Source organism: Mycobacteriales bacterium, from assembly GCA_030697205.1.
Classification (GTDB): domain Bacteria; phylum Actinomycetota; class Actinomycetes; order Mycobacteriales; family SCTD01; genus JAUYQP01.
Genome location: JAUYQP010000013.1, coordinates 109,946 through 133,397, shown reverse-complemented (window position 1 = coordinate 133,397; position 23,452 = coordinate 109,946). Strand labels below are relative to the sequence as shown.

Below are 23,452 nucleotides of genomic sequence, written 5' to 3'. Positions count from 1 at the left end.
CGCCGAAGCCCTCGCCGACTGTTCCGAGCGAGCGCACCAGCAGGGGGAGAAGCTCTCATGACGCACCTGTCGTACGCCCGTCACCGCCGTCCCGCGTCCGCGCTGCGCCGCCGCGCCCTGGCCTCCGGCGCGGCTGCCTCACTCGTGGCAGGAGGGATGGCGCTGCTTCCCGGCTCGCCGGCGGTCGCCGCCGTGACGGAGCCCTGCTTGAAGCCGCGCGTTGCCGACGTGATGGTCAGCCAGGGCCTGCCGACCTACGCAAAGCTTGTCAGGGGCAAGTCCGCGCTCGTGAAGCTGTTCATGCAGGTGCCGTCCTGTGCGCCGGTCGGTACGAAGATGCGCGTCACCTCTGGTGAGCTGCGACTCAGCGGAGGCGCCACGGGCGCGGTGCCGCTCGCATCGCTCCCGCTGTCGGAGATCGCGCCACCGAGCACCGCTCCGATCCCGTCGGCGCAGGGCGACCCGCTCTTCCTCGTCCCCGGCAGCCAGCTCGTACCGGCCGGGGCGGACGCTGCCACGGTGAGCTTCACCGCAACCCTGGGCTTCACCACCACAAAGGCGGACGGGACCTCGGTCTCCGATGCCTTAACGGTGACGCAGCGCCCTGACGGCACGGCCATCTCGGCCGTGGTCGAGAAGGCCAGCAACCCGATGCGAGTCCTCACCGTGCCGATGGGCGACGCCGGGAGTTTCCTGTTGCCGAACTCGGCCTCGAGTCAGTTTGACGACGCGGACCGAGCGGCATTGACCAAGGGCATGACCGCGCTTAATCGCGTGCTGCCCGTCGCCGACGGCGTAGAGGCACTCAACAAAGGTAGTGGTGGCCTGCGCACCACTCTGTCCAGCGGTCTCCTCAACGTCGGACCCTCCATGTCCGGTGGGCAGTTCTGCGGCACGACCGCCAACTACTCAGCCGTGTCGAAGGAGCTCAACACCGCCCGCAACAACTGGAACAGCGTCAACCCCACCGGGAATGCCGACCGTGTCTACGGGGTCATCTCGTCGCGCATCAGCCAGGGTGGAGTCACGGGCAACACCTCGTGCGCCGACGGCTACGCCACGATCGGAGGCACCGTGGCCTGGGGTCGCGTCGTGGACGCCACGTCCTCGCGGCCGAGCATCACGGGAGCCATCGCCGCCATGGAACTGACGCACACGACAGGTTCTGTCGCTGAAGCGGACGTGCGCTACGACGGCGCCTACCACTCGTTCAACAAGCAGGCCGATGTCACCAAGCCTGACCGCGCGTGGAACGTTCCTGACAAGAGCTGGCTGCAGAACGACGCCTCGAGCCTGAACTACCAGCTCACCGGGTGGAACGATGGCACCTCGCTGCTCGAGAGGCCGGACTTCGACACGCTGCACTGCCAGCTCACCCCGCTTGCGACCGGCGCGACATCCGCGTGCCCGTCCTACGGGCCGGTGGGACGGGCCGGCGCCAGCGTCGGTGTCGGCTCGTCGTTCTTCCTCTCCGGTTCCACGAACGGCACGCCAGGTGGGACGGATGCTCACACCCACATCGATGACGACGTGAACTACGAGCAGCCGTTCGCAAGCAGCGAGTTCCGTTTCGTCCAGCGTGACGCCTCCGGCGCGATCGTGGCCAACGACGGGTTCCGGGTCACCTACGACCACAGCCACCACGACGGTGTGCCCGGGCCCGGCCGCCATGACGTGGGCAGTTTCGGCACCGAGCTCCAGGCCGACAGCCGGACCGACCGGCTGGAGCTGTGGAAGGGCAACCCCGGTTCGCCGGGCTCGGTCCTGCTCCACGCCCGTGACGAGGACGCCGCGCCGCAGTTCCTCGCGGCCTCCGTTCAGGGCCGGACCGTCACCGTGAACGTCCGCGATGGGCTGCCGCAGAACCTGCGCCTCGACGTCTTCCACGTCTGCCCTGGCGCAGTCTCGCCCATCGTCAACGCCGCCAAGCCGCTCACGGCCGCGGCCGGTATTGCGGCCTTCACTGTCACGACTGACACGAGCCTCGGGTGCCCCACGGGCACGCTGCGCTACCGCGTCTCCGACGGCTACCTCGTGGCTGAGCAGGATGACGCCATCGGCGGCGTCGTGGGCGGTGCGACGCCCACGGCAGCCATCTACGCGCCGGTCTTCGACTCGAGCATCACGACGAAGAAGGTCATTGGGCTGGCCGGTGACGGCAGGGACGAGCTCGGCCAGTCAGCGGCGGTCTTCGACTGGACATTGCAGGGTCCGAGTTTCCCGACGGCGACCAAGGTCGCGACCGGCAGCTCGACCGCCTATGTGCCACCGGCCGCGGGCCTGCTGCCCGGGACCTACGTTCTGTCGCTCCAGGCAAAGAGGGCGGACGGATCCGTGCTCGCCACGGCGTCGAAGTCGCTCGTGGCCCTCCTCGACACCGACGGTGACGGAATCGCCGACCGGGACGAGAACCAGCCGTGCTTCCCTGCAGGCTCCGTGACGAGCCAAGCCAACGCAGTGCTCGACTCGGACTTCGACGGCTTCGACAACTCGAGCGACCCGGCGCCCTGCTCGTCGGCGAACAACGCGGTGGCCCAGTTCACGGCTACCTCCTTCAACACCGGCGCCAACGGCAACACGGTGATGCTGAAGCTCAGCGAGAGCATCGTGGACCTGCGCACGATCGCCAAGGCGCAGGTCGCCATCACCCAGGTCGCGGGCCATCGCCTTGAGCGACCGATCCCAGCCCTCACGTGGGCGCCGGAGTCGGCAACCATCGGCAAGGCGACGTTCGACCGGCAGTTGCTCAGCTCGTTCATCACCGCGATGGGGATCTCGGGTCAGACCCCGATCTTCGTCACCGCACCGGCCGCCGGCTTCCGTGCCGGTGACGCTCAGGCACCCAACACCTTCTGACTCGGGGGAACCGCAATGGACCGCAAGAACGCACTCTCACTCGCAGCGCTGACGCTGCTCGCCGGGTCCGTCACGGCCGGCAACGCCGTGCCGGCCGGGGCTGCCAAGGCGCCGACTGTGCCGCCTCCTCCCGCCGAGGCCGGCTGCTACGACCTGGTCTCTGGGAGGCCGTCGTTCCAGCGGCACGTGCTGTCGATCACCCAGAACGAGCGGGTGCCGGCCACGCCGCTCGCGCCCGCCCTCTACGACGAGGCGGTCGTCGAGGAGAGTGACCGGGGCACCGTCACGGGCAACGTCGGCTTGGGCGCGCCGTCGTGTACCGACGCCACGTACGTGCTCGAGGTCTACGCGAGTGAGCCGTCTGCGGACGGCAGCTACTTGTTGCTCGCGCGCACAGCTGCGCCGGGTGACGGTCTGCGGACGACGCTGTTCCTCGACACGGCGATCCGGAGTTACACCGGGATGGCGGTGCGGGTGACCGGCTCGGTCCGAGACGCCTACGGCCGGGTCATCGACGAGTCGAACATCCCTCTGTCGAGCGGTGACGCACTCGTGACGGCCTTGGACGACGCGCTCCCGACGCCTGGCGGCGGTCAGCAGTTCTGGGGCTGAGCCTCACTGAGCTCAGCGAGGAGGGCGTCGCACCGCGCGGCGCCCTCCTCGTCCTCGGTCGCGAGGAAGTGCTCCCGGCTCACGCGCAGCGCCGCTTCTCCCTCGTTGCGGCGTCCGAGGGCCAGCAGGGCCCGGCCCTGGTCTTCGCTCGCTTCGGCGAGGGTCGACAGGTGGCCCGTGCGGGATGCCTGAGCAAGCGCTCGGTCGGCCCAGCCGAGGGACTCGTCATAGCGCCCGAGCTCGACGAGCAGGGAGGCCAGGTTGCCGTAGGCGATGGCTCTGCCGGCACCGTGGTCGATCCGCTCGAAGTGGCCCACGGCTTGGTGGACCAGCTCGACGGCTGACGACGGGTCACCCTGGCTCGAGGTGATGAAGGCCAGGTTCAGTGAGAGCCCGGCCAGCTCCTCCACCGTGCCGGTGCGATCGGCTAGCTGGAGGGCCCGCGACGTCGCGGCGTGCGCGGCCGCGAGGTCACCGCGGCTGTGCTCGAGCTGACCGAGCACCCGCAACGCGGCGGTCTCGAGGCGCAGGTCGCGAGACGCCTCGGCCTCGGAGATCGCCGCCGTGACGGCCCTGGCGCACTGGTCCGGCCGTCCGGACATGAGCTCGGCACGAGCGAGCTGGACGTGGATCTGACCGCGTACCGCGTGGTCGTCCGCCGGAGCAAGCTTCAGCCCCGTGTAGAGCACAGGCACCGCGTCGCGGGCCCGTCCCAGGGTGGTGAGCGCCCATCCGCTCTCGAGCCACAGGGGCACCGAAACCGGACTGCTGCTCCCCACGACGGAAAGTGCCTGAAGAAAGGCGGCTTGAGCGAGCTCCACGTCCCCCTTGCGTCGTAAGACGGAGAGGGTTCCGGTCCACGCGCGGGCGGGGTCGGCACCGTGGCGCCCCCGCTCGTAGAGCGCCAGCGCGGTCTCGTAGTCGCCTTGCAGCTCGCGGATGGCCGCCAGCTCGATGACGGCCTCTGCCACCTGCAACGGAGTGCCGACCTGCTCGAGCACCTCGACAGCTCGCTCGAAGTGGACCGCAGCACCGTCGACGGCATACAGCGCGTTGGCGCGGCGGCCGGCTCGCAGGAGGGGGTCGACCGCCTCGAGGCCGGCATCGGCGAGGTAGAGGTGGCGGGCGAGGAGCTCGACGGTGATGTCGCTGTCGCCGTAGAGCTGCCGCCCGACGTCGGCGACGCGGCGGTGCAGGGCCCGCTTCTGCTTGCGCAGGATGCGCGAGTAGACGACGTCGTGCAGCAGGGCGTGGTGGAAGGCCAGGGATGGCTCGTCACTGTCGACGACGGTGTCGAGCATCCCGAGCTCGGCCAGCAGGTCGAGGGTCGAGCGGGGGTCGTCCTCGACGACGGCCCGGATGAGCGACAGCCGGGAGATGCGGCCGATGACCGCGCAGGTGGACAGCAGCGCGAGCGCATGTGTGGGCAGGGCGTCGACGCGGGCGTTGAAGACCCGCTCCACGGTGCCGGGGACGGACGCGAGGTCGTAGCCGGGGCGCAGGTCGCTGCCGGCGGAGGTGTCGACGAGGGCGCCGCTCTCCTGCAGTGACCGGCACAGCTCCTCGACGAACAGCGGGTTGCCGCGGGTGCGCTCGACGAGCAGCGTCATCAGCTCCGGCCCGGCGGGCTGTCCGAGGACGTCCCCGGCGAGCTCGGTGACCGCGGTGTCCGACAGCGGGCCGACGGGCAGCGCACGGGACTCGGTGTCGGACGCGAGCGCCTCGACGGCCTCGAGCCCCTCGGGGCGGCAGGTGAGGACGAGACCGACTCCGAGGTCACCGGTGGTGCGGATCAGCTCACCGAGCACGTCCATCGTGGCGGCATCGGCCCAGTGGGTGTCCTCGATCGACAGCACGACGGGGGAGCGCTCGGCCAGCATCCGCAGCCAGGCGGCGAGCGCGTCGTGGACCTCGCGCCGCGCCTGCTCCGGGCCGACCGGGTCGACCGGCAGGCCGAGCAGCCGCTCGGCGCCGACGATCGTCGAGCGCGGCATGACGTCCCACAGTCGGGCCTGGATCTGCTCGGGCGGGTCCTCGACGCGCAGCGCCAGCGCCTGGCGGAGCAGGTCGGCGAACGGCCAGTAGGGCAGGGCCGAGCCGTAGGACAGGCAGCGCGCCGGCAGCCAACGCACGCCGCGCCCGGTCGCGCGGGTGCGGGCCTCGGCGAGCAGCCGCGACTTGCCGTTGCCGGGCTCGCCGGAGACCGACAGCAGCACCCCACGCCCGGACTCGACGGCGTCGAGGACCTCGTCGACGACCGCGAGCTCCGCCGACCGGCCGACCAACGGCCGCTCGGTCGTCGTACCTGCTCGTCTGCGCCCCACGAGGCGGTGGCCCTCGACCGGCTTGAGCTTGCCCTTCAGGGTCAGCTCGCCGACCGACTCGAAGTCGAACTCGCCCTTGCACAGCTCGTAGGTCGACGGCCCGACATAGGTCTGGCCCGAGGGGCAGACCGACTCGAGCCGCTGCGCGAGGATGACCGAGTCGCCGAGCACGGAGTAGTCGGCCTGGGCGTCCGAGCCGACCCGACCGGCCACGACCTTGCCCGTGTTGACGCCGACGTGGATGGTGAGGTGCGCCGCCGCCGGCCCGATGTGCTCGAGCAGCGACGGCAGCGTGGCGTGCATCTCCAGCGCCGTCAGCAGGGCCCGCTGCGCGTCGTCCTCGTGAGCCACGGGCGCGCCGTAGATCACCAGCAGCGCGTCCCCGGCGTACTTCGTGATGAAGCCGTTGTACTTCTCCGCGATCCGGGCGAGCCCGCCGATCAGCGGGTTGATGACGTCGTGCAGGTCCTCGGTCTCGAGGGTGTCGGCGAGCGTCGTGAAGCCGCTGATGTCGGCGAACAGTGCGGTGACCAGGCGCAGGTCCTCGACGCGGGTGCCGCCCCAGCGCGCGCCGCAGGCACCGCAGTACGCCGTGGCCGGTCGGTTGCCCGCTCCGCAGTCGCGACAGCTCCAGGCCTCCGCCGACACCTCCGACGCGACCTCGAGGGCGGCGGCCCGCAGCCCGCAGTGGCCGCAGAAGGCGTCGTCGACGGGGTTCTCGCCACCACAGCCGCGACACGCGGACCGAGACACGACTCACCCCCGTCAGTGCCCCGAACCTAACCCGCACCTGTCTGCCGGTATGTCGGGTACGCGACTGTTGCCGCCGATAGGGTCGTCGCAACCGAGAGGGAGGTCGCTGTGACGCAGGGTGGGCCGGTCGTCCACGGCGCGGTCGGTGAGCTGTTCCACGTGACCAGTGACGCCGTGGTGATCCTCGAGGCAGGGGCGGTCGTGGCCTGCAACGCCCCTGCGGTCGCTCTCTTCGGGGTGGACCAGGACGGCGCTGACGCGGTGCTCGCCGCCCACCTCGACGCGCTGCTGGCGCTCGACCCGTCGGCGCCCCCGCAGCGGGTCTCGCTGCCGCCGCACGGTGTGGTCGACGCGACCCGTCGCGAGGTCGGTGGTCGGCAGGTGCTGCTGCTGCGCGACGTCACCGCCGAGGTGCGCCGCAGCGACGGGCTCCGGCGGCTCACGGCGTTGTCGCGCCACCTGCTCACGGAGGCTCCGACCGTGCAGTCGGTCCTGCAGACCCTCGTCACGGAGGCCAAGGCGATGACGGGGGCGGCGTACAGCGCCCTGCTCCTGCTCCGTCCCGGCAGCGTCACCGAGACGAGCCACTTCGTCTACGACGCACCCCGGCACCTCTTCCCGGAGCGCATGCCCCGCGTCGTGGGCTTGCTCTCGGTGCCACTGGCGCTGCGGGCCAGCGCCCGGCTCGACGACATCCGGGGTCATCCGGCGGGGGTCGGCCTTCCGGGGGTGCACCCCCCGATCGGGTCGCTCGTCGCGACGCCGCTGATGGCCGGTGAGGACCTGCTCGGTGAGCTGGCCATCGCCAACCCCCCCGGCGGTCGCGTGTTCGACGAGGTCGACGTGGCCTTGCTCGAGGACCTCGCGGCGCACGCCGCCACCGCGGTCCTGTGGGCTGTCGGCGCGGAGTCCGAGCGCGAGCAGCGCGCGCTGCGGCAGGAGGTGGTCGACACCGCGCGCCACGACATCCGCACCCCCCTCGGCGCCGGGAAAGGCTATGCGCAGCTGCTCGCCAACAAGCTCTCGCGGCTCTCCCCCGAGCAGCTCGCGATCGCGCTCGACGGGGTCCGCAGCTCCTTCGACCGCATCGAGTCCTTCACCCAGCGGCTGCTCGTCGACGAGAGCACGGCCATCACGGGGGTGGAGCCGCAGTGGGGCGAGGTAGACGTGACCGCGCTGCTCGAGCGGCTGGCGCTGGACCTCGCGGCAATGACGGGGCGGCAGGACGTGCTCGTCGTCACCCGCGAGCCGGGGTCGCCGTCGACCCTGGCCGGCGATGCCGAGATGGTCCGTGAGGTCCTCGACAACCTCGTCGGCAACGCCCTCAAGCACGCACCGGGGACCCCCGTGACGCTGACGGTGCGCGAGGAGGGCGACCAGGTGCGCTTCGACGTCCGCGACGAGGGTCCGGGCATCCCGCAGAGCGAGCACTCGGCCCTGTTCGAGCGCTGGTCGCGCACGGAGGCCTCCAAGCGCGAGCGGACCGCCGGCTTCGGGCTCGGCCTGGCGATCGTCCGGCGACTCGTGGGCGCCCACGGTGGGCTGCTGGGCGTGAGCAGCAGGCCGGGCGACGGCGCGACCTTCTGGGTCACCTTCCCGAAGGAGCGGCAGCCGTGACCCGGGTCGTGCTCGTCGAGGACGACGCCGCGGTCCGCAGCGTCGTGGAGATCCTGCTCGCCACCGAGCCCGACCTCGAGCTGGTCGGTGTCGCGACGACGGCCGAGCGGGGCATCGAGCTGGTCGAGGAGCTCGCCCCTGACCTGGTGCTCCTCGACAACCAGCTGGAGGGGCTGCTGACCGGGGTCGAGGCCGCGCCCCGGATCAAGGCCGCGGCGCCGTCGGTCGTGGTGCTCCTCTGCACCGCGCTGGACCTCGCCTCCGCAGCGGCGGCCGAGCCCGCCATCGACGGCTACCTGCGCAAGGACGCCCTCGCCGACCTCGTCGAGGTCGTCCGGTCGCTGCTGCGCGGCAGCGACGGCAGCGCGTAGGTCCCGTCGGGCAGTGGGTCGACCAGCCCGTCGGCGACCAGCCCGTCGAGGGCCCGTGCGCGCTGGACCGGCTCGTCCCACACCTGCGTGAGGGCGTCGGCCGGGACCGGTCCGGGAGCGTCGCGCAGCACGGCCATGAGCCGGCCGCGCACCTGGCGGTCGGTGCCGGCGAAGGACTGCGGGCGGCGCACCGGTGCGTCCAGCGGGGGGCGGCCCCTCGCGACCCAGGCGCACGACGCGACCACCGGGCAGCGGTCGCAGCCAGGCGCACGGGCTGTGCAGACGAGCGCGCCCAGCTCCATGAGGGCGATCGACGCCGTGGCCGCGGCGTCGTCGTCAGCGGGCAGCAGCGACTCCACCAGGGCGAGGTCGCGTTTGGTGACCGGAGCGTCCGCGACGCCCTCGACGGCGCGCGCGACCACCCTGCGCACGTTGGTGTCGACGACCGGGTGGCGCTGCCGCAGGGCGAAGACCGCCACGGCCCGTGCGGTGTAGTCGCCGACGCCGGGCAGCGCGAGCAGCTCCGGCACCGTCGTCGGGAGCTCCCCGCCGTGCCGCTCGACGACAGCCGCGCAGGCGGCCTGAAGCCGCAGCGCCCGGCGCGGGTAGCCCAGCCGCCCCCACAGCCGCAGCACCTCCGCCGGATCGGCAGCGGCCAGCGCACCCGCCGTGGGCCAGCGCTGCAGCCACGCCTCCCACACCGGCGCGACCCGCGCGACCGGCGTCTGCTGCAGCATCACCTCGGAGACGAGCACCGCGTAGGGGCTCGTCCCGGCCCGCCGCCACGGCAGGTCGCGGGCGGCCCCGGCGTACCAGGTGGAGAGGTCGTCGACGAGCATCACCCCGATCGTGGCACGCTGCTGTCGTGGCCCTGCACTGGCGCCCGGTCGGGCCGCTCCCGCCGGGGACCTACTGGGCACGCCGCGCCGGGTTCGTCCTCGCCGTCGTCGTGCCGCTGCTCGTGCTGCGCTCCTGCGGTGGCGGGGACGACGAGCTGACCGCCGACGCTCCGGCTACCCCTACGCCGACGACGAGCGCGAGCGCGCCCGCGACCGCGTCACCGCGGCCCACGCCGGCAGCCGTCCCGCAGTGCCGCGACGCCGACCTCGCCGCGGTCGTCGTACCCACGACCGCGACGTCCCCGACGTCGTTCGTCCTGACCGTGACCAACAGGGGTACGACGAGGTGCACCCGTGACCTCGGGCCCGGTGTGGTGGATCTCGTCGTGACCACGGGTGCCGACCGCTTCTGGGCACGCTCGGACTGCGACCGCCGCACTGCGCGGGAGGTCGCCACGCTGGCACCCGGGGCCTCTCGCGGGGTCCGCGTCAGCTGGGACGCGAAGCGCTCGAGACCGGCGTGCGAGGGCACCCGTGCGCCGGCGCAGCCGGGGACCTACCGGGTCGGCGGCAAGGTCGGGAGCAAGCCCGTCGCCGAAATCGTCTTCCGCGTCCGCTGAGCCCACCCGCAGGCGGGGAGCGCTGCGGCAGGCGGCCCTCAAGGCGACCCCGGATCGCGTCGAGACCAGACCGACGGGGCAAACGCTGTCGTGCGACGACGACAGCTGGGTGACGGGAGTGCGGGTGGGCGGCGAGGCGGGTGCGCTCACGCGGCTGTCCGACGACGCGGTCGCCTCGCTGCGCCTGGCCTTCGCCGGTGAGCTCGCCGAGCGGCTCCCCGTGCTCAGGGCTCTCTGTGACGGCAGCCTGTCGGACCTCGACCTGGTGCGGCGGGCCGCGCACTCGCTCGCGAGCAGCGCCGCCGTCGTCGGTGCGGCCGAGGCCGCGCGCGCGGCCCGGTCGCTCGAGGAGCAGCTGGTCGCCGGCGCTGCGGTGGAGGACCTGCGTGCGCCCGCGAGCGGCGTCGTCGCGCTGCTGGGGGGGTGGCAGCCGTGAGCGTCACCCCGGCGGCCCCGAGCCCGATCAAGGTGGTCGTCGTCGACGACTCGCCCGTCCAACGCCGCTTCCTACGCGCCTCGATCGAGGCCGACCACGACCTCACCGTCGTCGGGGAGGCCCGCAACGGCCGGGAGGCGGTCGCGCTCGTGGCCCGGCTGCGGCCCGCGGCGGTGCTCATGGACCTCGACCTGCCGGTGATGAGCGGCCTCGAGGCGATCGAGCGGATCATGGCCGCGAGCCCGACGCCGATCCTCGTTTACAGCGCCTTCGTCGGTGGAGAGGACAGCAAGAACGCCCTGGAGGCCTTGGCGGCCGGCGCCGTCGACGTGCTCGCTAAGCCCGGTCCCGACGACACCGGCAGCCTCGACTCCTACGCCGACGCGCTGCGCAAGCGGCTGCGGGTCGCCGCCCGGGTCCGGGTCATCACGCACCCTCGCGGCCGGCTGCGCAGCCAGGGCATCGCCACCGAGAGCGTGCCGGTCCTCACCGGGGGGACGCGTTCCGCGGCCCGCACCCTCGCCGCTGTCGCGGACGAGCCGCGTGAGCCCTTCGACTCCCGCAGTGACCTCCGGTTGCTCGCGATCGGCGCGTCGACGGGCGGCCCGCAGGCCCTGCTCACCCTGCTGTCGGCGCTGCCGGCCGACCTCCCTCAGGCGGTGCTCGTCGTCCAGCACATGGCCGAGGGCTTCATCCCGGGCCTCGCCTCCTGGCTCGACCAGCTCGTCTCGCTGCCCGTCGTCGTGGGCGAGAGCGGCCGTCGTCTCATGCCGGGGACCGTGACGATCGCACCGAGCGGCAGCAACCTGCTCGTGCAGGACGACCGGATGCGGGTGCTGTGCGTGCCGCCGGACCCGGGGCAGTTCCACGTGCCCGGCATCGACGCGACCTTCCGCTCCGTCGCCGACGCGCTCGGACCGCGGGCCGTCGGTGTGCTGCTCACCGGCATGGGCCGCGACGGCGCCGCGGGGCTGCTCGCCATGCGCGAGCGCGGCTCCGTCACGCTCGGCCAGGACGAGGCGACCAGTGCCGTCTACGGGATGCCCGCGGCCGCCGCGGCCCTGCAGGCCATCGACCGGCAGCTGCCCATCGGCGAGGTCGCTCCCGCGCTGCTCGAGCTGGTCGGCTTGCGATGAGCAGGCTCTCGCTCACCGACGAGCAGTTCGTGCGGCTGCGCCGGATGCTGGCCGCCGCTGCAGGGCTGGCCTTCGACGACGCGCGCCGCGACTCGCTCGCCTACTCCCTCGCGGAGCGGCTGCGGGCGTGCGGGCTCACCGACGTCTCGGCTTACCTCGATCGCGTCGACGGTGACCCGGTCGAGCGCCAGCGGCTGCTCGACGAGGTGACGATCCAGGAGACGCACTTCTTCCGCAACCCGCCGCAGGTCCGTGCACTGCGCACCCACGTGCTGCCCGAGCTCATCCGCCACGCGGAGTCGAACGGCCGCCGGTTGCGCATCTGGAGCGCCGGCTGCTCCACCGGGGAGGAGCCCTACTCCACGGCGATGATGCTGCGCGAGCTGCTGCCCTCGACGGCCGGTTGGGACGTCAAGGTCGTGGCCACCGACGTCTCGGAGCGGGCGCTGGCCGCGGCCAGGCAGGCGAGGTACGGCGCTCGCGCCGTGCAGATGGCGACCCCCGAGGAGCTGGCCCGCTTCTTCATCACCCACCCCGACGGCACCAACGAGGTCCGCCAGGAGGTCCGCGACCTCGTCGAGCTGCGCCACCACAACCTCGTCACCGAGCCGGTGCCCTTCGCGCCTGACGAGCAGGTCGACCTCGTCCTGTGCCGCAACGTCACGATCTACTTCAGCCGCGACACGACCCGGGCGCTCATGACCCGTCTGCACACGGCGCTGCGCGACGGCGGCTACCTCTTCCTCGGCCACTCCGAGACGCTGTGGCAGGTGTCGGAGGACTTCCGGCTCGTGTCGCTCGGCAGCGGGGACAGCTCGGCTTTCGTCTACCGCCGGCTCGACGACCACAGCGGCGGCGAGCGGCGCACCGTCCTGCCGGACCGGCGCACCGACGACGAGGGCCCGCCTCCTCCGCTCGACGAGCGCCGCCAGGCGCCGCGCCGGTCGGCGCTGTGGGAGTCGCTCACCAAGCCGCGCAGCCTCGTTCCGGCCTCGCGCGAGGCCGTCGTCGCCGCCGAGCGGCTGACCGCACCGGCGCCGAAGGTGCCGACAGGCTCGCCCGTCGAGATCGCCGCGTCGGTGCGGGAGTCACTCGCGGCCGGCCGCTACGAGGAGGCGTCGCAGGGAGCTGCAGCCCTGGTCGCGGTCGACCCGCTCCGCCTCGAGGGGCACTACCTGCGCGGACTCGCGCTGGTCAACCAGGGCCGCGACGTCGAGGCGCTCGTCGACCTGCGCAAGGCCGTCTACCTCGACGCCTCGTCGGGGCTCGCCCACTTCCTGCTCGCCGGCGTCCTCGCCCGGCTCGGCGACGCGGGTGCCGCTGCGCGGGAGTACCGCGCTGCGGCGGACACGCTCGGGCGCCAGCCCGGGGACGCGACCGCGCCCGAGCTCGGTGGTCGCAGCGTGGAGGACCTGGTCGCGTTGTGCGAGCAGCTCGAAGGACAGCTCTCGGAGGTACGAGGATGACCGCCATGACCACACCGCTGCGCCCGGTCCCACCGCTCGACCCGGTGGGTGGCACCCAGAGCGGGCTCGTCACCTTCGTGCTCGGTGAGCGCGACTACTGCACACCTCTCGCTTCCGTCCGCGAGGTCGTCCGGCTCCAGGGCCTCGCCGACCTGCCGGGTATGGAACCGCCGCTCGCCGGGGTGCTCGACCTGCGCGGCACCGCCCTGCCCGTCCTCGACCTGCGGATCGGGGCCACGAGAGAGAGCCGCGGGGACGTGCTCGTCGTCGAGCGCGACGGCAACCTGGTCGGCATCGCCGTCGACCGGGTGCGCGCCGTCGTCGCCCGCGAGGAGCTCCCGCCCGCAGGCACCGGCGACGGCGACGCAGGGGTGCTCCCGGCGTACGTCATGGACGTCCTGCGCGGCCCGGGTGGGCCGGTCTTCCTCGTCGAGCTCGAGGCGATGGTCGACTCGGTCCGCAAGGGCTGACCGACCCGCCCCTCAGGCGGTCTGGCGCCGCCCCGCGAGCGACAGCACCAAGCCGAGCAGGACGAGCAGTCCGGCGAGGCCCAGCGTCCGCAGCAGCTCGGCGCCCGTGGTCGGCAGACCGCCACCGGGTGCGGCCGTCGGGGGCTCCTCCACGGCCGGTCCGCCGCCGCCACCGGTGATCGGGAAGACGACGTCGGTGGTGGCGGTGTCGCTGTTGTCGTCGGTCGCGTCGGCCGGACCGGCCGTCGCGGTGTTGACGACGGTGTCGTCCTCCCAGGTGATCGGCAGCACCGAGGTCACGACCAGCGTCACCGACTCGCCGGGAGCCAGCGCTCCGGCGTGGACGCAGCTCACCGTCGGGAAGGCGTCGCAGGTGAAGGCGTCGCCGGTCACGGTCTCGACCACGAGGCCGTCGGCCAGCGGGTCGGTGACGGTGAAGCCTGCGATCGGCGAGCCGCCGGCGTTGGTCACCTCGATCGTCCAGGTGATCGTGTCGCCGGGCTCGACGGCGTCCGCGGGTCCGGTCTTGGTGAGCGCCAGGTCCGCAGGGGCCGGGTCGACGCCCTCGACGCCGGTGACGTGGGTGTCGGTGTTGTCGGCCGGCGTCGCGTCGCTCGGGCCGACGACGGCGGTGTTGGCGACGACGGCACCGGCGAAGGTGCTGTCGAGCAGGGCGCTGACGGTGAGCACGGAGGTCGCGCCGACCGCCAGCGGAGCCCCGAGCGTGCAGCTCACGGTGGTGCCGGCACAGGTCCAGCCGCTGCCGGAGGCGCTCGCCAGGGTCAGGCCGGCGGCGAGCGGGTCGGTGACGAGGACCCCGGTGGCCGGTGCCGTGCCGTTGTTGGCGACCGTGAGCGTCCAGGTGAGGGTGTCGCCGGGGGCAGCGCTGGCCGGGCCGGTCTTGACCAGGGACAGGTCAGGCACCGGCGCGGGGTCGACAGTGGTGCTCGCCGTCGCGGTGTTGTCGCTCAGGTCCATCTCGCCGGAGGCCGGAGCCACCGTCGCGGTGTTGGCCACGGTGCCGGGGGCGCCCCAGGTGACGTCGACGGTGATCGGCGCGGCCGATGCACCCGCGGCGAGGCCGCCGGGCAGGGAGCAGCTCACGGTGCCGGCGGCGAGGGTGCAGGTCCAGCCGGCACCGGCGGCCGCGGTCGGCACCGCACCGGAGGGCACGGGGTCGGTGACGGTCGTCGGGCCGGCCGCCCCGCCGGCACCGGTGTTGGTGACGATGAGGACGTAGCTGCCGGTGCTGCCCGAGGTCGCGGTCGACGGAGCGCTCTTGGTGATCGCCAGGTCGGGCCGCACCACGTCGGTGGTGACGGCGGCCGTGTCGTTGGCCGGGTTGCCGTCACCGGGGGTCGTGGCCGTCGCAGCATTGCGGACGATGGTGCCGGCGTAGGACGCGGGCACGGTCGCGACGACCGTCACCGTGACGCTCTGCCCACTGGTGAGGCTGCCGCTGAAGGCGCACGACACCGGGCTGCCGGCAGCGCAGGTGAGGCCTGGGCTGGAGGTCGCGGTGGACACCCAGGTGAGGCCCGCGCCCAGCGCGTCGCTCAGCGTGAATGACGTGATGGGCAGGACGCCCGCGTTGGTCGCGGTCAGCGTGTACGTCACGGTGCCACCGGCGCTGACGGGGGAGGGCGCTGCGGTCTTGGTCAGCGCGAGGTCCTTGGGCTGGGTGACCGCGACCAGCGCGGTGGCGCTGTCGTTGCTGTTGTCGCTGTCACCGGCCATCGTCGCGGTCGCGACGTTGAGGACGCTCGTGCCTGTGAAGCCCGACGTCACCGTGGCGACGACGGTCGCGACGACGCTCTGGCCGGCCGTCAGCGTGCTGGCGTAGGTGCACGACACCGGCGCCGACGAGGCGCAGGTGAGGCCGGGGCTCGTCGTGGTCGTCGACACCCAGGCCAGCCCCGTCGCGAGCGGGTCGGTGACCGTGAAGGCGGTGACGGGCAGGACGCCGTCGTTGGTGGCCGTCAGCGTGTAGGTGACGGTGTCGCCGGGCTTCACCGTGAGCGGGTTGGCCGTCTTGGTGAGCGCCACGTCCTTGGGCTGGGTGATGTCGATGACGTCGCTGGCGGAGTCGTTGCTGTTGTCGCTGTCACCGACCATCGTGGCGGTCGCGACGTTGAGCACGCTGGTGCCGGTGAAGGTCGAGGTCACCGTCGCGACGACGGTCGCCACGACGCTCTGACCGGTGGTCAGCGTGCCGGCGTAGCTGCAGGACACGGGAGTCCCGCCGACGCAGGACAGGCCGGCGCCGCCGGTGGTCGAGACCCAGGTCAGGCCGGTCACCAGCGGGTCGCTGATCGTGAAGGCGGTGATCGGGAGGACACCGTCGTTGGTGGCGGTCAGCGTGTAGGTGACGGTGTCGCCAGGAGCGAAGGGTCCGGCCGGCGCGTGGCCCTTGGCGAGCGCGACGTCCTTGGGCTGGGTGACCGCCACGATCGCGCTGGCGCTGTTGTCGCTGCTGTCGCTGTCGCCGCGCATCGTCGTGGTCGCGACGTTGCTGATCGACGTGCCGGTGAAGGAGCCCCTCACCGTCGTCGTCACTGTGGCGACGACGGACTGGCCGGCGAGCAGCGTCCCGGCGTAGGTGCAGGAGACCGGGGCGCTGGTCGCGCAGGTGAGGCCGGTGCTGGTCGTGGTGGTCGAGACCCAGGTGAGGCCGGTGGCGAGCGGGTCCGCGAGGGTGAAGTCGGTGACCGGCAGGACGCCGTCGTTGGTGGCCGTGAGGGTGTAGGTGACGGTGTCGCCGGGCTTCACGGTGAGCGGGTTGGCCGTCTTGGTGAGCGCCACGTCCTTGGGCTGGGTGATGTCGATGACGTCGCTGGCGGAGTCGTTGCTGTTGTCGGTGTCACCGGCCATGGTGGCGGTCGCGACGTTGAGCACGCTGGTGCCGGTGAAGGTCGAGGTCACCGTAGCGACGAAGGTCGCCACGGCGCTCTGGCCGGTGGTCAGCGTGCCGGCGTAACTGCAGGACACGGGTGTGCTCGCCGCGCAGGTGAGGCCGGGGCCACCGGTGGTCGACACCCAGGTGAGTCCGGTGGCGAGCGGGTCGGAGATGGTGAAGGCGGTGATCGGCAGGACGCCGTCGTTGGTGGCGGTCAGCGTGTAGGTGACCGTGTCGCCCGGAGCGAAGGGTCCGGCCGGCGCGTGGCCCTTGGTGAGCGCGACGTCCTTGGGCTGGGTGACCGCGGTCGTCGCGGTGCTGCTGTTGTTGGCGTTGTTGCTGTCCGCCGGGACGGTCGCGGTGTTGCTGACCGAGGTCGCCGTCACGCTCGACAGGACGGTCATCACGACCGTGACGGTCACGGTCTCGGCCGGGTCGAGGGCGTCGGCTGATCCCGCGAACGTGCACGAGACGGCGTTGGTGCAGGCGAGCCGCGGGTCGTTCTCGGTCACGCTGACGAGCGCGTGCGTCGCCGGCACGGGGTCGCTCAGGGTGAAGGTCGTGACCGGCCCGTTGCCCGCGTTGGTGACGGCCAGTGAGTAGGTGATGCTGTCGCCGGGTGCGACGGCTGCGGGAGGTGCGGGGGAGGTGACCGTCTTCACCACGCCGAGGTCGACCGGGTGCACGACCCGGGTCGTCACGGAGTCGCTGTTGTTGGTCGGGTCACTGTCGAGCGGCATGGAGACCGACGCGGCGTTGGTGACGCTCTGGCCGGTGAAGGCCGCCCCGACCCGCGCGACGACGGTGGCGGTCGCGGAGGCACCCCCGGCGAGCGAGCCGGCGAAGGCGCACGACACGGGCGGCCCGACGAGGCAGGTCAGCCCGAGCGAGGTGGTGCTCACCGACACCGGGCTGAGGCCGGTGCCCAGCGGGTCGCTGACCGAGAAGGCCGTGACGGGTGCGGTGCCGTGGTTGGTGACGGTCACGGTGTAGGTGACGGTGGCGCCCGGGGCGACCCCGGCCGGTGTGGCGGTCTTGGTGAGCCCGACGTCGATGGTCGGCAGCGGTCGGGTCGTCACCGACGAGCTGTCGTTGCTCGGGTCGAGGTCGACCCGGCCGGAGCTGACCGTCGCGGTGTCGGTGAGGTTGCCGGTCGCACCGGCGCCGTAGGAGATGCCGACCGTGATCCGGGGGGCGTCCTCGTCGCGGGCGAGGTCGCCGGCGTAGGTGCAGGTGACCTTGGTCGCGACCGACAGGTCGCAGACCCAGCCGGTGCCGGTCGCGCTGGTCGCGGTCTCGCCGGCGGGCAGCGTGTCGACGACGGTGATCGGGCCGGGCGCCCGGTTGGGCCCGTTGTTGGTCACGTCGATCGTGTAGCTGCCCGTCCCGCCGGGGACGTAGGTGGCGGGGCCGGCCTTGGTGACCTCGAGGTCGCTGTTGCAGGTCTCGACCCAGATGACCTTCTGCTTGCCGATGACGGCGCCGGTGGCGGTGTCGTAGGTGTCGACGTCGATGTGGAACTGCCCGCCGGCCTTCGGGGTGAGCCCGGTGGTGTCGATCTCGTAGAGCTGAGCCCCGTCGGGGGTGCCGGCGTTGCCGCTGCCAGCGGTGAACAGGATGGGGTTGCCCGCCCCGCTCGCGGGCGAGGACCCGGCCAGGATCCCGGCACCGGCGCCGCCCTGGCCGGTGAAGACGACGTAGACGCTGGCCGGCCCCGCCGGTGACCAGTCGTAGAGCTCCACGATGATCCCGCAGCCCTGGTGGGGGTTGTTGTTGTTCTGCGGGACCTCGTTGTCGATCTTGACGCTCCCGGTGGCCGCCGACGCGCTCGGCGCCCACGACGGCAGCAGCAGCAACGCGGCCGCGAGCAGCCCAATCTGGGCGACCCAGGCGCGCAGGCGCGTCGACGGGGTGGTGGCGGCGTGCTGTGCGGACATCGGTGGACCCCCAGCAGTCGCTCGCGGCCGGCTGCTGGGTCACCGGCTCCGAGGCGTGGTGCACGTCGCGGCGGTGCGCGTGCCCCTCGAGGCTGCTGCGGGGGGAGGTGCCCCGGCATCATCCGTTCGGCCAGACATCCCGCGAGAAGCGGGACGAGTCAGACGTATCGCTCGAGGATGCTGGACTCGGCCAGGCGTGACAGGCCCTCGCGCACGCTGCGGGCGCGGGTCTCACCGACGCCCTCGACGGCCTGCAGGTCGTCGATACCGGCCGCGAGCAGCTTCTGCAGCCCGCCGAAGTGCTCGACGAGCCGGTCGACGACGAGGCTGGGTAGGCGGGGCACCTTGGCGAGCAGGCGGTAGCCGCGGGGGCTGACCGCTGCCTCCAGGGCGTCGGTCGACGCGGGGTGGCCCACGGCCCGGGCGATCGCCGACAGGTCGATCAGGTCGGCGCCGGACAGCGCGTCGAGGTCGAGCAGCGCGTCGGCCGAGGAGCGCTGCTTGCGGCCGCTCCCACTGACGAGGTAGTCGCGGACGACGAGCTCGCGCTCGCCGTCGACGCCCGCCATCAGCTCGTCGAGCTGCAGCGACAGCAGCCGACCGTCGGAGCCGAGCTCGACGACGTAGCCCTCGATCTCCGCGGCGATGCGGCGCACCATCTCGAGGCGCTGCAGGACCGCCATCGCGTCGCGGACCGTGACGAGGTCCTCGATCTCCAGCGCCGACAGGGTGCCGGCGACCTCGTCGAGGCGCAGCGTGTAGCGCTCGAGGGTCGCGAGCGCCTGATTGGCGCGCGAGAGGATCGCCGCGGAGTCGTCGAGGACGTAGCGCATCCCGTCGACGTAGAGCGCGATGATGCGCATCGACTGGCTGACGCTGATGACCGGGTTGCCGGTCTGCTTCGCGACCCGCTCCGCGGTCCGGTGCCGGGTGCCGGTCTCCTCGGTGGGGATGGTCGGGTCCGGGACGAGCTGCACGCTGGCGCGCACGATCCGCGAGAGGTCGCCGGTGACGACGACGGCGCCGTCCATCTTCGACAGCTCGCGCAGCCGCGTCGCGGAGAACTCCACGTCGAGCTCGAACCCGCCGGTGCACACGGCCTGCACGCCCTTGTCGTGGCCGAGCACGATCAGCCCGCCGGTGTTGCCGCGCAGGATCCGTTCGAGCCCGTCGCGCAGGGCGGTGCCCGGGGCGACCGCCGCGAGGGTGGTGCGCAGCTGGTCCTCGGACCGCGCCTCGACCACACCGACCTCCTGAGCTGGTGATCGCGAGTCTAGGGAGCGCCGCCCGCGCGTGGTGGCAGCGACCGCCACGCGCAGGTCACGGGTCGGTCACGAGGTGGTCAGGCCCCCGGGGCCGACCCGGGCGCGCCGTCGGGGAAGGCCTCGCGCAGCAGCGCCCGCGCCTCGTCCTGCAGGTGCTCGTCGAGCGGCTCCTCACGGACCGGCTGGGGGGCCGCGGCAGGACGTCGCCGGGGAGGCTCACCCAGGAGCGACACGGCCTGGAGCAGGTCGGTCGCGACGAGCACCCGCATGCCGGTCGGGGGCGCGACGTCGGAGGGCGGCACGATCGCGGTCCGGAAGCCCAGGCGGGCCGCCTCCGCGAGCCGTCGCCCGAGGTCGCCGACGGGCCGCAGCTCGCCGGACAGGCCGACCTCGCCGAGCGCGACCAGGTCCTGGGGGAGCGGGGCGTCGAGGGCGGCCGAGCGCAGCGCGAGGGCCAGCGCCAGGTCGGTGCACGGCTCGGACAGCCGCACGCCACCGACCGTCGCGGCGTAGACGTCAGCGGTGGCCAGCCCCCGGACGCCCCCGCGTCGTTCGAGGACGGCGAGCAGCATCGCGACCCGGCCGCTGTCGAGCCCGACGGCGGCGCGCCGCGGGCTGCCCTGCCGGTCCGACGGGGCGACGAGCGCCTGGACCTCGGCGAGCAGCGGCCGGCGACCCTCGACGGTGACGGTGACGCAGGTGCCCGACACGGGGTCGCGGCGGCGGGTGAGGAACAGCCCGCTGGGGTCGGCGAGCTCGACGATGCCGGAGTCCTCCAGGGCGAAGCAGCCGACCTCGTCGCTCGGGCCGAAGCGGTTCTTGACCCCGCGCACCATCCGCAGCGTCGAGTGCTTGTCGCCCTCGAAGGACAGCACGACGTCGACGAGGTGCTCGAGCAGCCGCGGCCCGGCGATCGCGCCGTCCTTGGTCACGTGGCCGACGAGGAAGGTCGGGATGCCGCGCTCCTTGGCGACGCCGACCAGGGCCGCCGTGACGGCCCGCACCTGGGTCACGCCACCCGCGACCCCCTCCACGGAAGAGGAGGCGATGGTCTGCACCGAGTCGACGACGAGCAGCTCGGGGAGGACCTCGTCGATGTGGGAGAGGACAGCCGACAGGTCGGTCTCGGCCGCGAGCCACAGGCTGGGTACGACGGCGCCGGTCCGTCCCGCGCGCATCCGGATCTGCGCTGCCGACTCCTCGCCGGAGACGTAGAGGACCCGTCGGCCGGAGCGCGCGGTGCGCGACGCGCACTCGAGCGTCAGCGTCGACTTGCCGACGCCGGGCTCGCCGGCGAGCAGCACGACCGCGCCGGGGACGAGCCCGCCGCCGAGCACCCGGTCGAGCTCGCCCACGCCGGTCGGGCGGGCGTCGGCCGCCTGCACGTCGACCTCGTCGATGCGCTGCGCCGGCCGGGTCACGGGACCCGCGGTCACGCCGACCCGGGACGCGCCGACCTCGGCGATCGTGCCCCAGGCCTGGCACTCGGGGCACTGCCCGAGCCACTTCGCGACGGCGTGGCCGCACTCGCCGCAGCGGTGCGCGGGACGGTCCTTGGCTGCCATGGGCGCGACGCTAGCCGCGGCTGCCGACAGCGACGGGGACCTTCCACAGGCCCCGCCGGAGGGATCCGGGCTAGTGCCCGCCCTCCTCGGTCGCGCCGTCCTCGCTGTGGCCCTCGCCGGCCTTCTCGACGACGTTCTCGACCTCGTCGTGGCCCTCGCCGCCGCCGCCGTGGGCCGGCTCGTTGACGAGCGGGTTCGCCGACGCGCGCGGGCGCACCTCGGCGGGCGTCGACACCGGCACCCGCTGCTCGAGCGCGGGGGCGTTCTGGAAGACCAGTCGCAGCGTGACGTAGGTGCCCGGGCGCAGGTCGGCGGTCAGCCCGCGCAGCACGAGGGAGTAGCCCTCCTCCGCGGTGCGGCGTGCTGGGATCGGGACCGAGGCCACCGGGGCGGTGTCCTTGACGATCGCGACGGACGCGGCCGCGGGCGAGGTCACCGACAGCAGCGCGTCGTCCTCGTCGTCCTCGTTGACCAGCGTCAGGGCGACGCGGGCGTCGCCGCCGGTCGGGAGCACGTCGCCGTCGCGGGGCGGCAGCACCCGCAGGTTGAGCACGGCGACCTGGTCAACGACGGCCTGGGCCGAGTCGCCCTGGTCGCGGTCCTGGTAGGTGAGCGGGTCCTTGCCGGAGCCGCAGGCCGTGAGCGCCAGCGGGAGCAGCAGCGCGGCGGCAGCGGTGCGCGTCTTCACAGGTGGGTTCACTTCCCGGTGCGGGCCAGCAGTGGCAGGTCGGCTGCGATGTCCGCCGGCGTCACGCCCCCGGGGTAGACGACCGGGAGGCGGTCAGTGGCGTCGTACGCGAAGATCACGTTGGTGTGCCCCACAGAGTATCCAAGGGGTCCCGAGTGGCTGTGCGGGGCGGTCCCGTCCTTGTGCGGGTGCTCGTTGGGCTTGCCCGGCAGCGTCGGGATCGGCCCCTCCTCCTCCGCCGGTCGCACGCCCGCGGCTGTCTGTGCGGCCTTGACCTCGTCGTCGGTGCCGCGCAGCGCGATGAACTCCGTCGAGAACTGGTCGAGCCAGGTCCGCAGCTTCGGGGCGGTGTCGCGCTTCGGGTCGGTCGTGACGAAGACGACCCGGATGTCGCCCTTGAGCTCAGCCGGCGCCCGGCGCAGGGCCGCGGCAACGTCGGCCATCGCGGTGATGCACTCGTCGGGGCAGTTGGTGTAGCCGAAGTACATCAGCGTCGGGCGGCCCTTGGTCTCGGCCAGGAAGTCGAAGCGCTTCCCCTCGGTCGTGGTGAGGGTGAAGCTCGGCCGCGCCGGCACCGGGTCGGGCTCGACGCCGTGGAAGGCCAGCGAGGCCGTCGGGTCGGGGGTCGTGCTGCTGCTCGCGCAGCCGGCCAGCAGGGCGACGGCGAGCAGCGCAGTGGCACCGGCGCGCAGACGGGGGCGGGGTCGCATGCCTCCATCTTCGCGCAGCACGCCGCTCCCGGTCGGGTCGGAGCGGTGTGACGCCTACAGCAGGTCGGCGCCGCGGACGAGCAGCAGGGCGACGTCGACGAGCGCGACCACGATCGCGGCGAGGAACGCCGTCCGCGACCCGGGCCTCCGCGCAAGCACCAGCCCCACCGCCGTCACCACCCCGGCGACGCCCACTGCGCCCCAGCCGAGCACCCCCGGCTCGCCGTCCGGGCCGAGGGCGAGCAGGACCGTCGCGGCGAGCAGCAGGACCGCGGACAGCGCCGCCGAGAGCGTCGCGCCGAGCCGGTGCGGCAGGCCGTGCACCCCCGTCGCGGCGTCGTCGTCGAGGTCGGGCAGCGCGTTGGCCAGGTGGGCGCCGACGCCGAGCAGGGCGCCCGCCCCGGTGGCCCACAGCGGCGCGCGGACGTCCTCCGCGGCGAGGGTGACGATCGAGGGGATGAGGCCGAACGACAGCGCGTAGGGCGCCCACGACAGCAGCGTCGACTTCAGGCGGGCGTTGTAGGCGAAGGCCGACGCGACCGCGACCAGGTGGACGACCCCGGCGGCCAGCCCCATCGCGAGTGACAGCGGCACGCAGAGCAGGCCTGCGAACGCGGCCGCCTGGCTGACGACGGCGGCGGGGACGTCGCCGCGGACGACCGGCTTGTCCCTGCGGTCGGAGGCGACGTCGCGGTCGCGGTCGAGCCAGTCGTTGGTCCAGCCGGTCGTGAGCTGCCCCGACAGGAAGGCCAGTCCGACGACCACCGCCGGCCCGCCGGTGGCCTGCGCGAGCCCGGCGGCGATCGCGGTGACGGCCATCGTCGGCTCGGGGTGGCACGCGCGGTAGAGCGCCCGCGCGCGCGCCTGGGTCGTCACGGCGCGATCATGACA

Annotated in this window: 17 protein-coding genes; 9 read left to right on the top strand and 8 right to left on the bottom strand. The window is 73.1% G+C overall.

What is annotated here, in order from left to right; all coding sequences use genetic code 11:
* The first annotated feature begins 156 nt into the window (after window positions 1-156).
* Together Q8R60_03985 and Q8R60_03980 are read left to right on the top strand one after the other, a co-directional pair.
* Window positions 157-2,856 (top strand): hypothetical protein, encoded by a 2,700-nt coding sequence (locus Q8R60_03985; protein MDP3711631.1) that lies wholly within the window; start codon window positions 157-159, stop codon window positions 2,854-2,856.
* Between the two features lie 15 nt (window positions 2,857-2,871).
* Entirely contained in the window at window positions 2,872-3,468 is a 597-nt protein-coding gene (locus Q8R60_03980) for a hypothetical protein (protein ID MDP3711630.1), read from the top strand.
* On the opposite strand, the gene Q8R60_03975 is transcribed toward Q8R60_03980, so the two are convergent.
* The gene (locus Q8R60_03975) at window positions 3,450-6,545 is read right to left on the bottom strand and encodes an adenylate/guanylate cyclase domain-containing protein (protein ID MDP3711629.1); all 3,096 of its coding nucleotides are present in this window, start codon (window positions 6,543-6,545) and stop codon (window positions 3,450-3,452) included. The two genes, Q8R60_03980 and Q8R60_03975, sit on opposite strands and share 19 nt — an antisense overlap.
* A gap of 108 nt (window positions 6,546-6,653) precedes the next feature.
* Here Q8R60_03975 and Q8R60_03970 point away from each other — a divergent pair, with 108 nt between their 5' ends.
* Window positions 6,654-8,162: a HAMP domain-containing sensor histidine kinase gene (locus Q8R60_03970; protein MDP3711628.1), complete on the top strand. Its 1,509-nt coding sequence runs from the start codon at window positions 6,654-6,656 to the stop codon at window positions 8,160-8,162.
* The gene (locus Q8R60_03965) at window positions 8,159-8,533 is read left to right on the top strand and encodes a response regulator (protein MDP3711627.1); all 375 of its coding nucleotides are present in this window, start codon (window positions 8,159-8,161) and stop codon (window positions 8,531-8,533) included. The genes Q8R60_03970 and Q8R60_03965 overlap by 4 nt, the downstream gene beginning before the upstream one ends.
* Here Q8R60_03965 and Q8R60_03960 read toward each other — a convergent pair.
* On the bottom strand, window positions 8,455-9,372 hold the full coding sequence (locus Q8R60_03960) for an A/G-specific adenine glycosylase (protein MDP3711626.1): 918 nt from the start codon (window positions 9,370-9,372) through the stop codon (window positions 8,455-8,457). The two genes, Q8R60_03965 and Q8R60_03960, sit on opposite strands and share 79 nt — an antisense overlap.
* Window positions 9,373-9,398: 26 nt before the next feature.
* On the opposite strand from Q8R60_03960, the gene Q8R60_03955 reads away from it, so the two are divergent.
* The 5 genes from Q8R60_03955 (at window position 9,399) to Q8R60_03935 (ending at window position 13,500) form a co-directional block, all read left to right on the top strand.
* The gene (locus Q8R60_03955) at window positions 9,399-9,992 is read left to right on the top strand and encodes a hypothetical protein (GenBank protein MDP3711625.1); all 594 of its coding nucleotides are present in this window, start codon (window positions 9,399-9,401) and stop codon (window positions 9,990-9,992) included.
* A 109-nt stretch (window positions 9,993-10,101) separates the two neighbouring features.
* Window positions 10,102-10,428, top strand: coding sequence for an Hpt domain-containing protein (locus tag Q8R60_03950; GenBank protein ID MDP3711624.1), 327 nt, complete (start codon window positions 10,102-10,104; stop codon window positions 10,426-10,428).
* Entirely contained in the window at window positions 10,425-11,564 is a 1,140-nt protein-coding gene (cheB, locus tag Q8R60_03945) for a chemotaxis-specific protein-glutamate methyltransferase CheB (protein MDP3711623.1), read from the top strand. The genes Q8R60_03950 and cheB overlap by 4 nt, the downstream gene beginning before the upstream one ends.
* Window positions 11,561-13,030 carry a CheR family methyltransferase gene (locus tag Q8R60_03940; GenBank protein ID MDP3711622.1) on the top strand — a complete coding sequence of 490 codons (1,470 nt, stop codon included), beginning with the start codon at window positions 11,561-11,563 and terminating at the stop codon, window positions 13,028-13,030. The genes cheB and Q8R60_03940 overlap by 4 nt, the downstream gene beginning before the upstream one ends.
* Before the next feature lie 5 nt (window positions 13,031-13,035).
* Window positions 13,036-13,500: a chemotaxis protein CheW gene (locus Q8R60_03935; protein MDP3711621.1), complete on the top strand. Its 465-nt coding sequence runs from the start codon at window positions 13,036-13,038 to the stop codon at window positions 13,498-13,500.
* A gap of 12 nt (window positions 13,501-13,512) precedes the next feature.
* Here Q8R60_03935 and Q8R60_03930 read toward each other — a convergent pair whose 3' ends face one another.
* From Q8R60_03930 to Q8R60_03905, 6 genes are all read right to left on the bottom strand, one after another.
* Entirely contained in the window at window positions 13,513-18,333 is a 4,821-nt protein-coding gene (locus Q8R60_03930) for a hypothetical protein (GenBank protein MDP3711620.1), read from the bottom strand.
* A gap of 158 nt (window positions 18,334-18,491) precedes the next feature.
* On the bottom strand, window positions 18,492-19,577 hold the full coding sequence (gene disA, locus Q8R60_03925; protein ID MDP3711619.1) for a DNA integrity scanning diadenylate cyclase DisA: 1,086 nt from the start codon (window positions 19,575-19,577) through the stop codon (window positions 18,492-18,494).
* Window positions 19,578-19,675: 98 nt separating this feature from the next.
* Window positions 19,676-21,163 carry a DNA repair protein RadA gene (gene radA, locus Q8R60_03920; protein MDP3711618.1) on the bottom strand — a complete coding sequence of 496 codons (1,488 nt, stop codon included), beginning with the start codon at window positions 21,161-21,163 and terminating at the stop codon, window positions 19,676-19,678.
* 70 nt (window positions 21,164-21,233) lie between these two features.
* Window positions 21,234-21,851, bottom strand: a complete 618-nt coding sequence (locus Q8R60_03915) for a copper chaperone PCu(A)C (protein MDP3711617.1) — start codon at window positions 21,849-21,851, stop codon at window positions 21,234-21,236.
* An 8-nt stretch (window positions 21,852-21,859) separates the two neighbouring features.
* Entirely contained in the window at window positions 21,860-22,561 is a 702-nt protein-coding gene (locus tag Q8R60_03910; protein MDP3711616.1) for an SCO family protein, read from the bottom strand.
* A gap of 54 nt (window positions 22,562-22,615) precedes the next feature.
* Window positions 22,616-23,437 (bottom strand): UbiA family prenyltransferase, encoded by an 822-nt coding sequence (locus Q8R60_03905; protein MDP3711615.1) that lies wholly within the window; start codon window positions 23,435-23,437, stop codon window positions 22,616-22,618.
* Window positions 23,438-23,452: the final 15 nt, after the last annotated feature.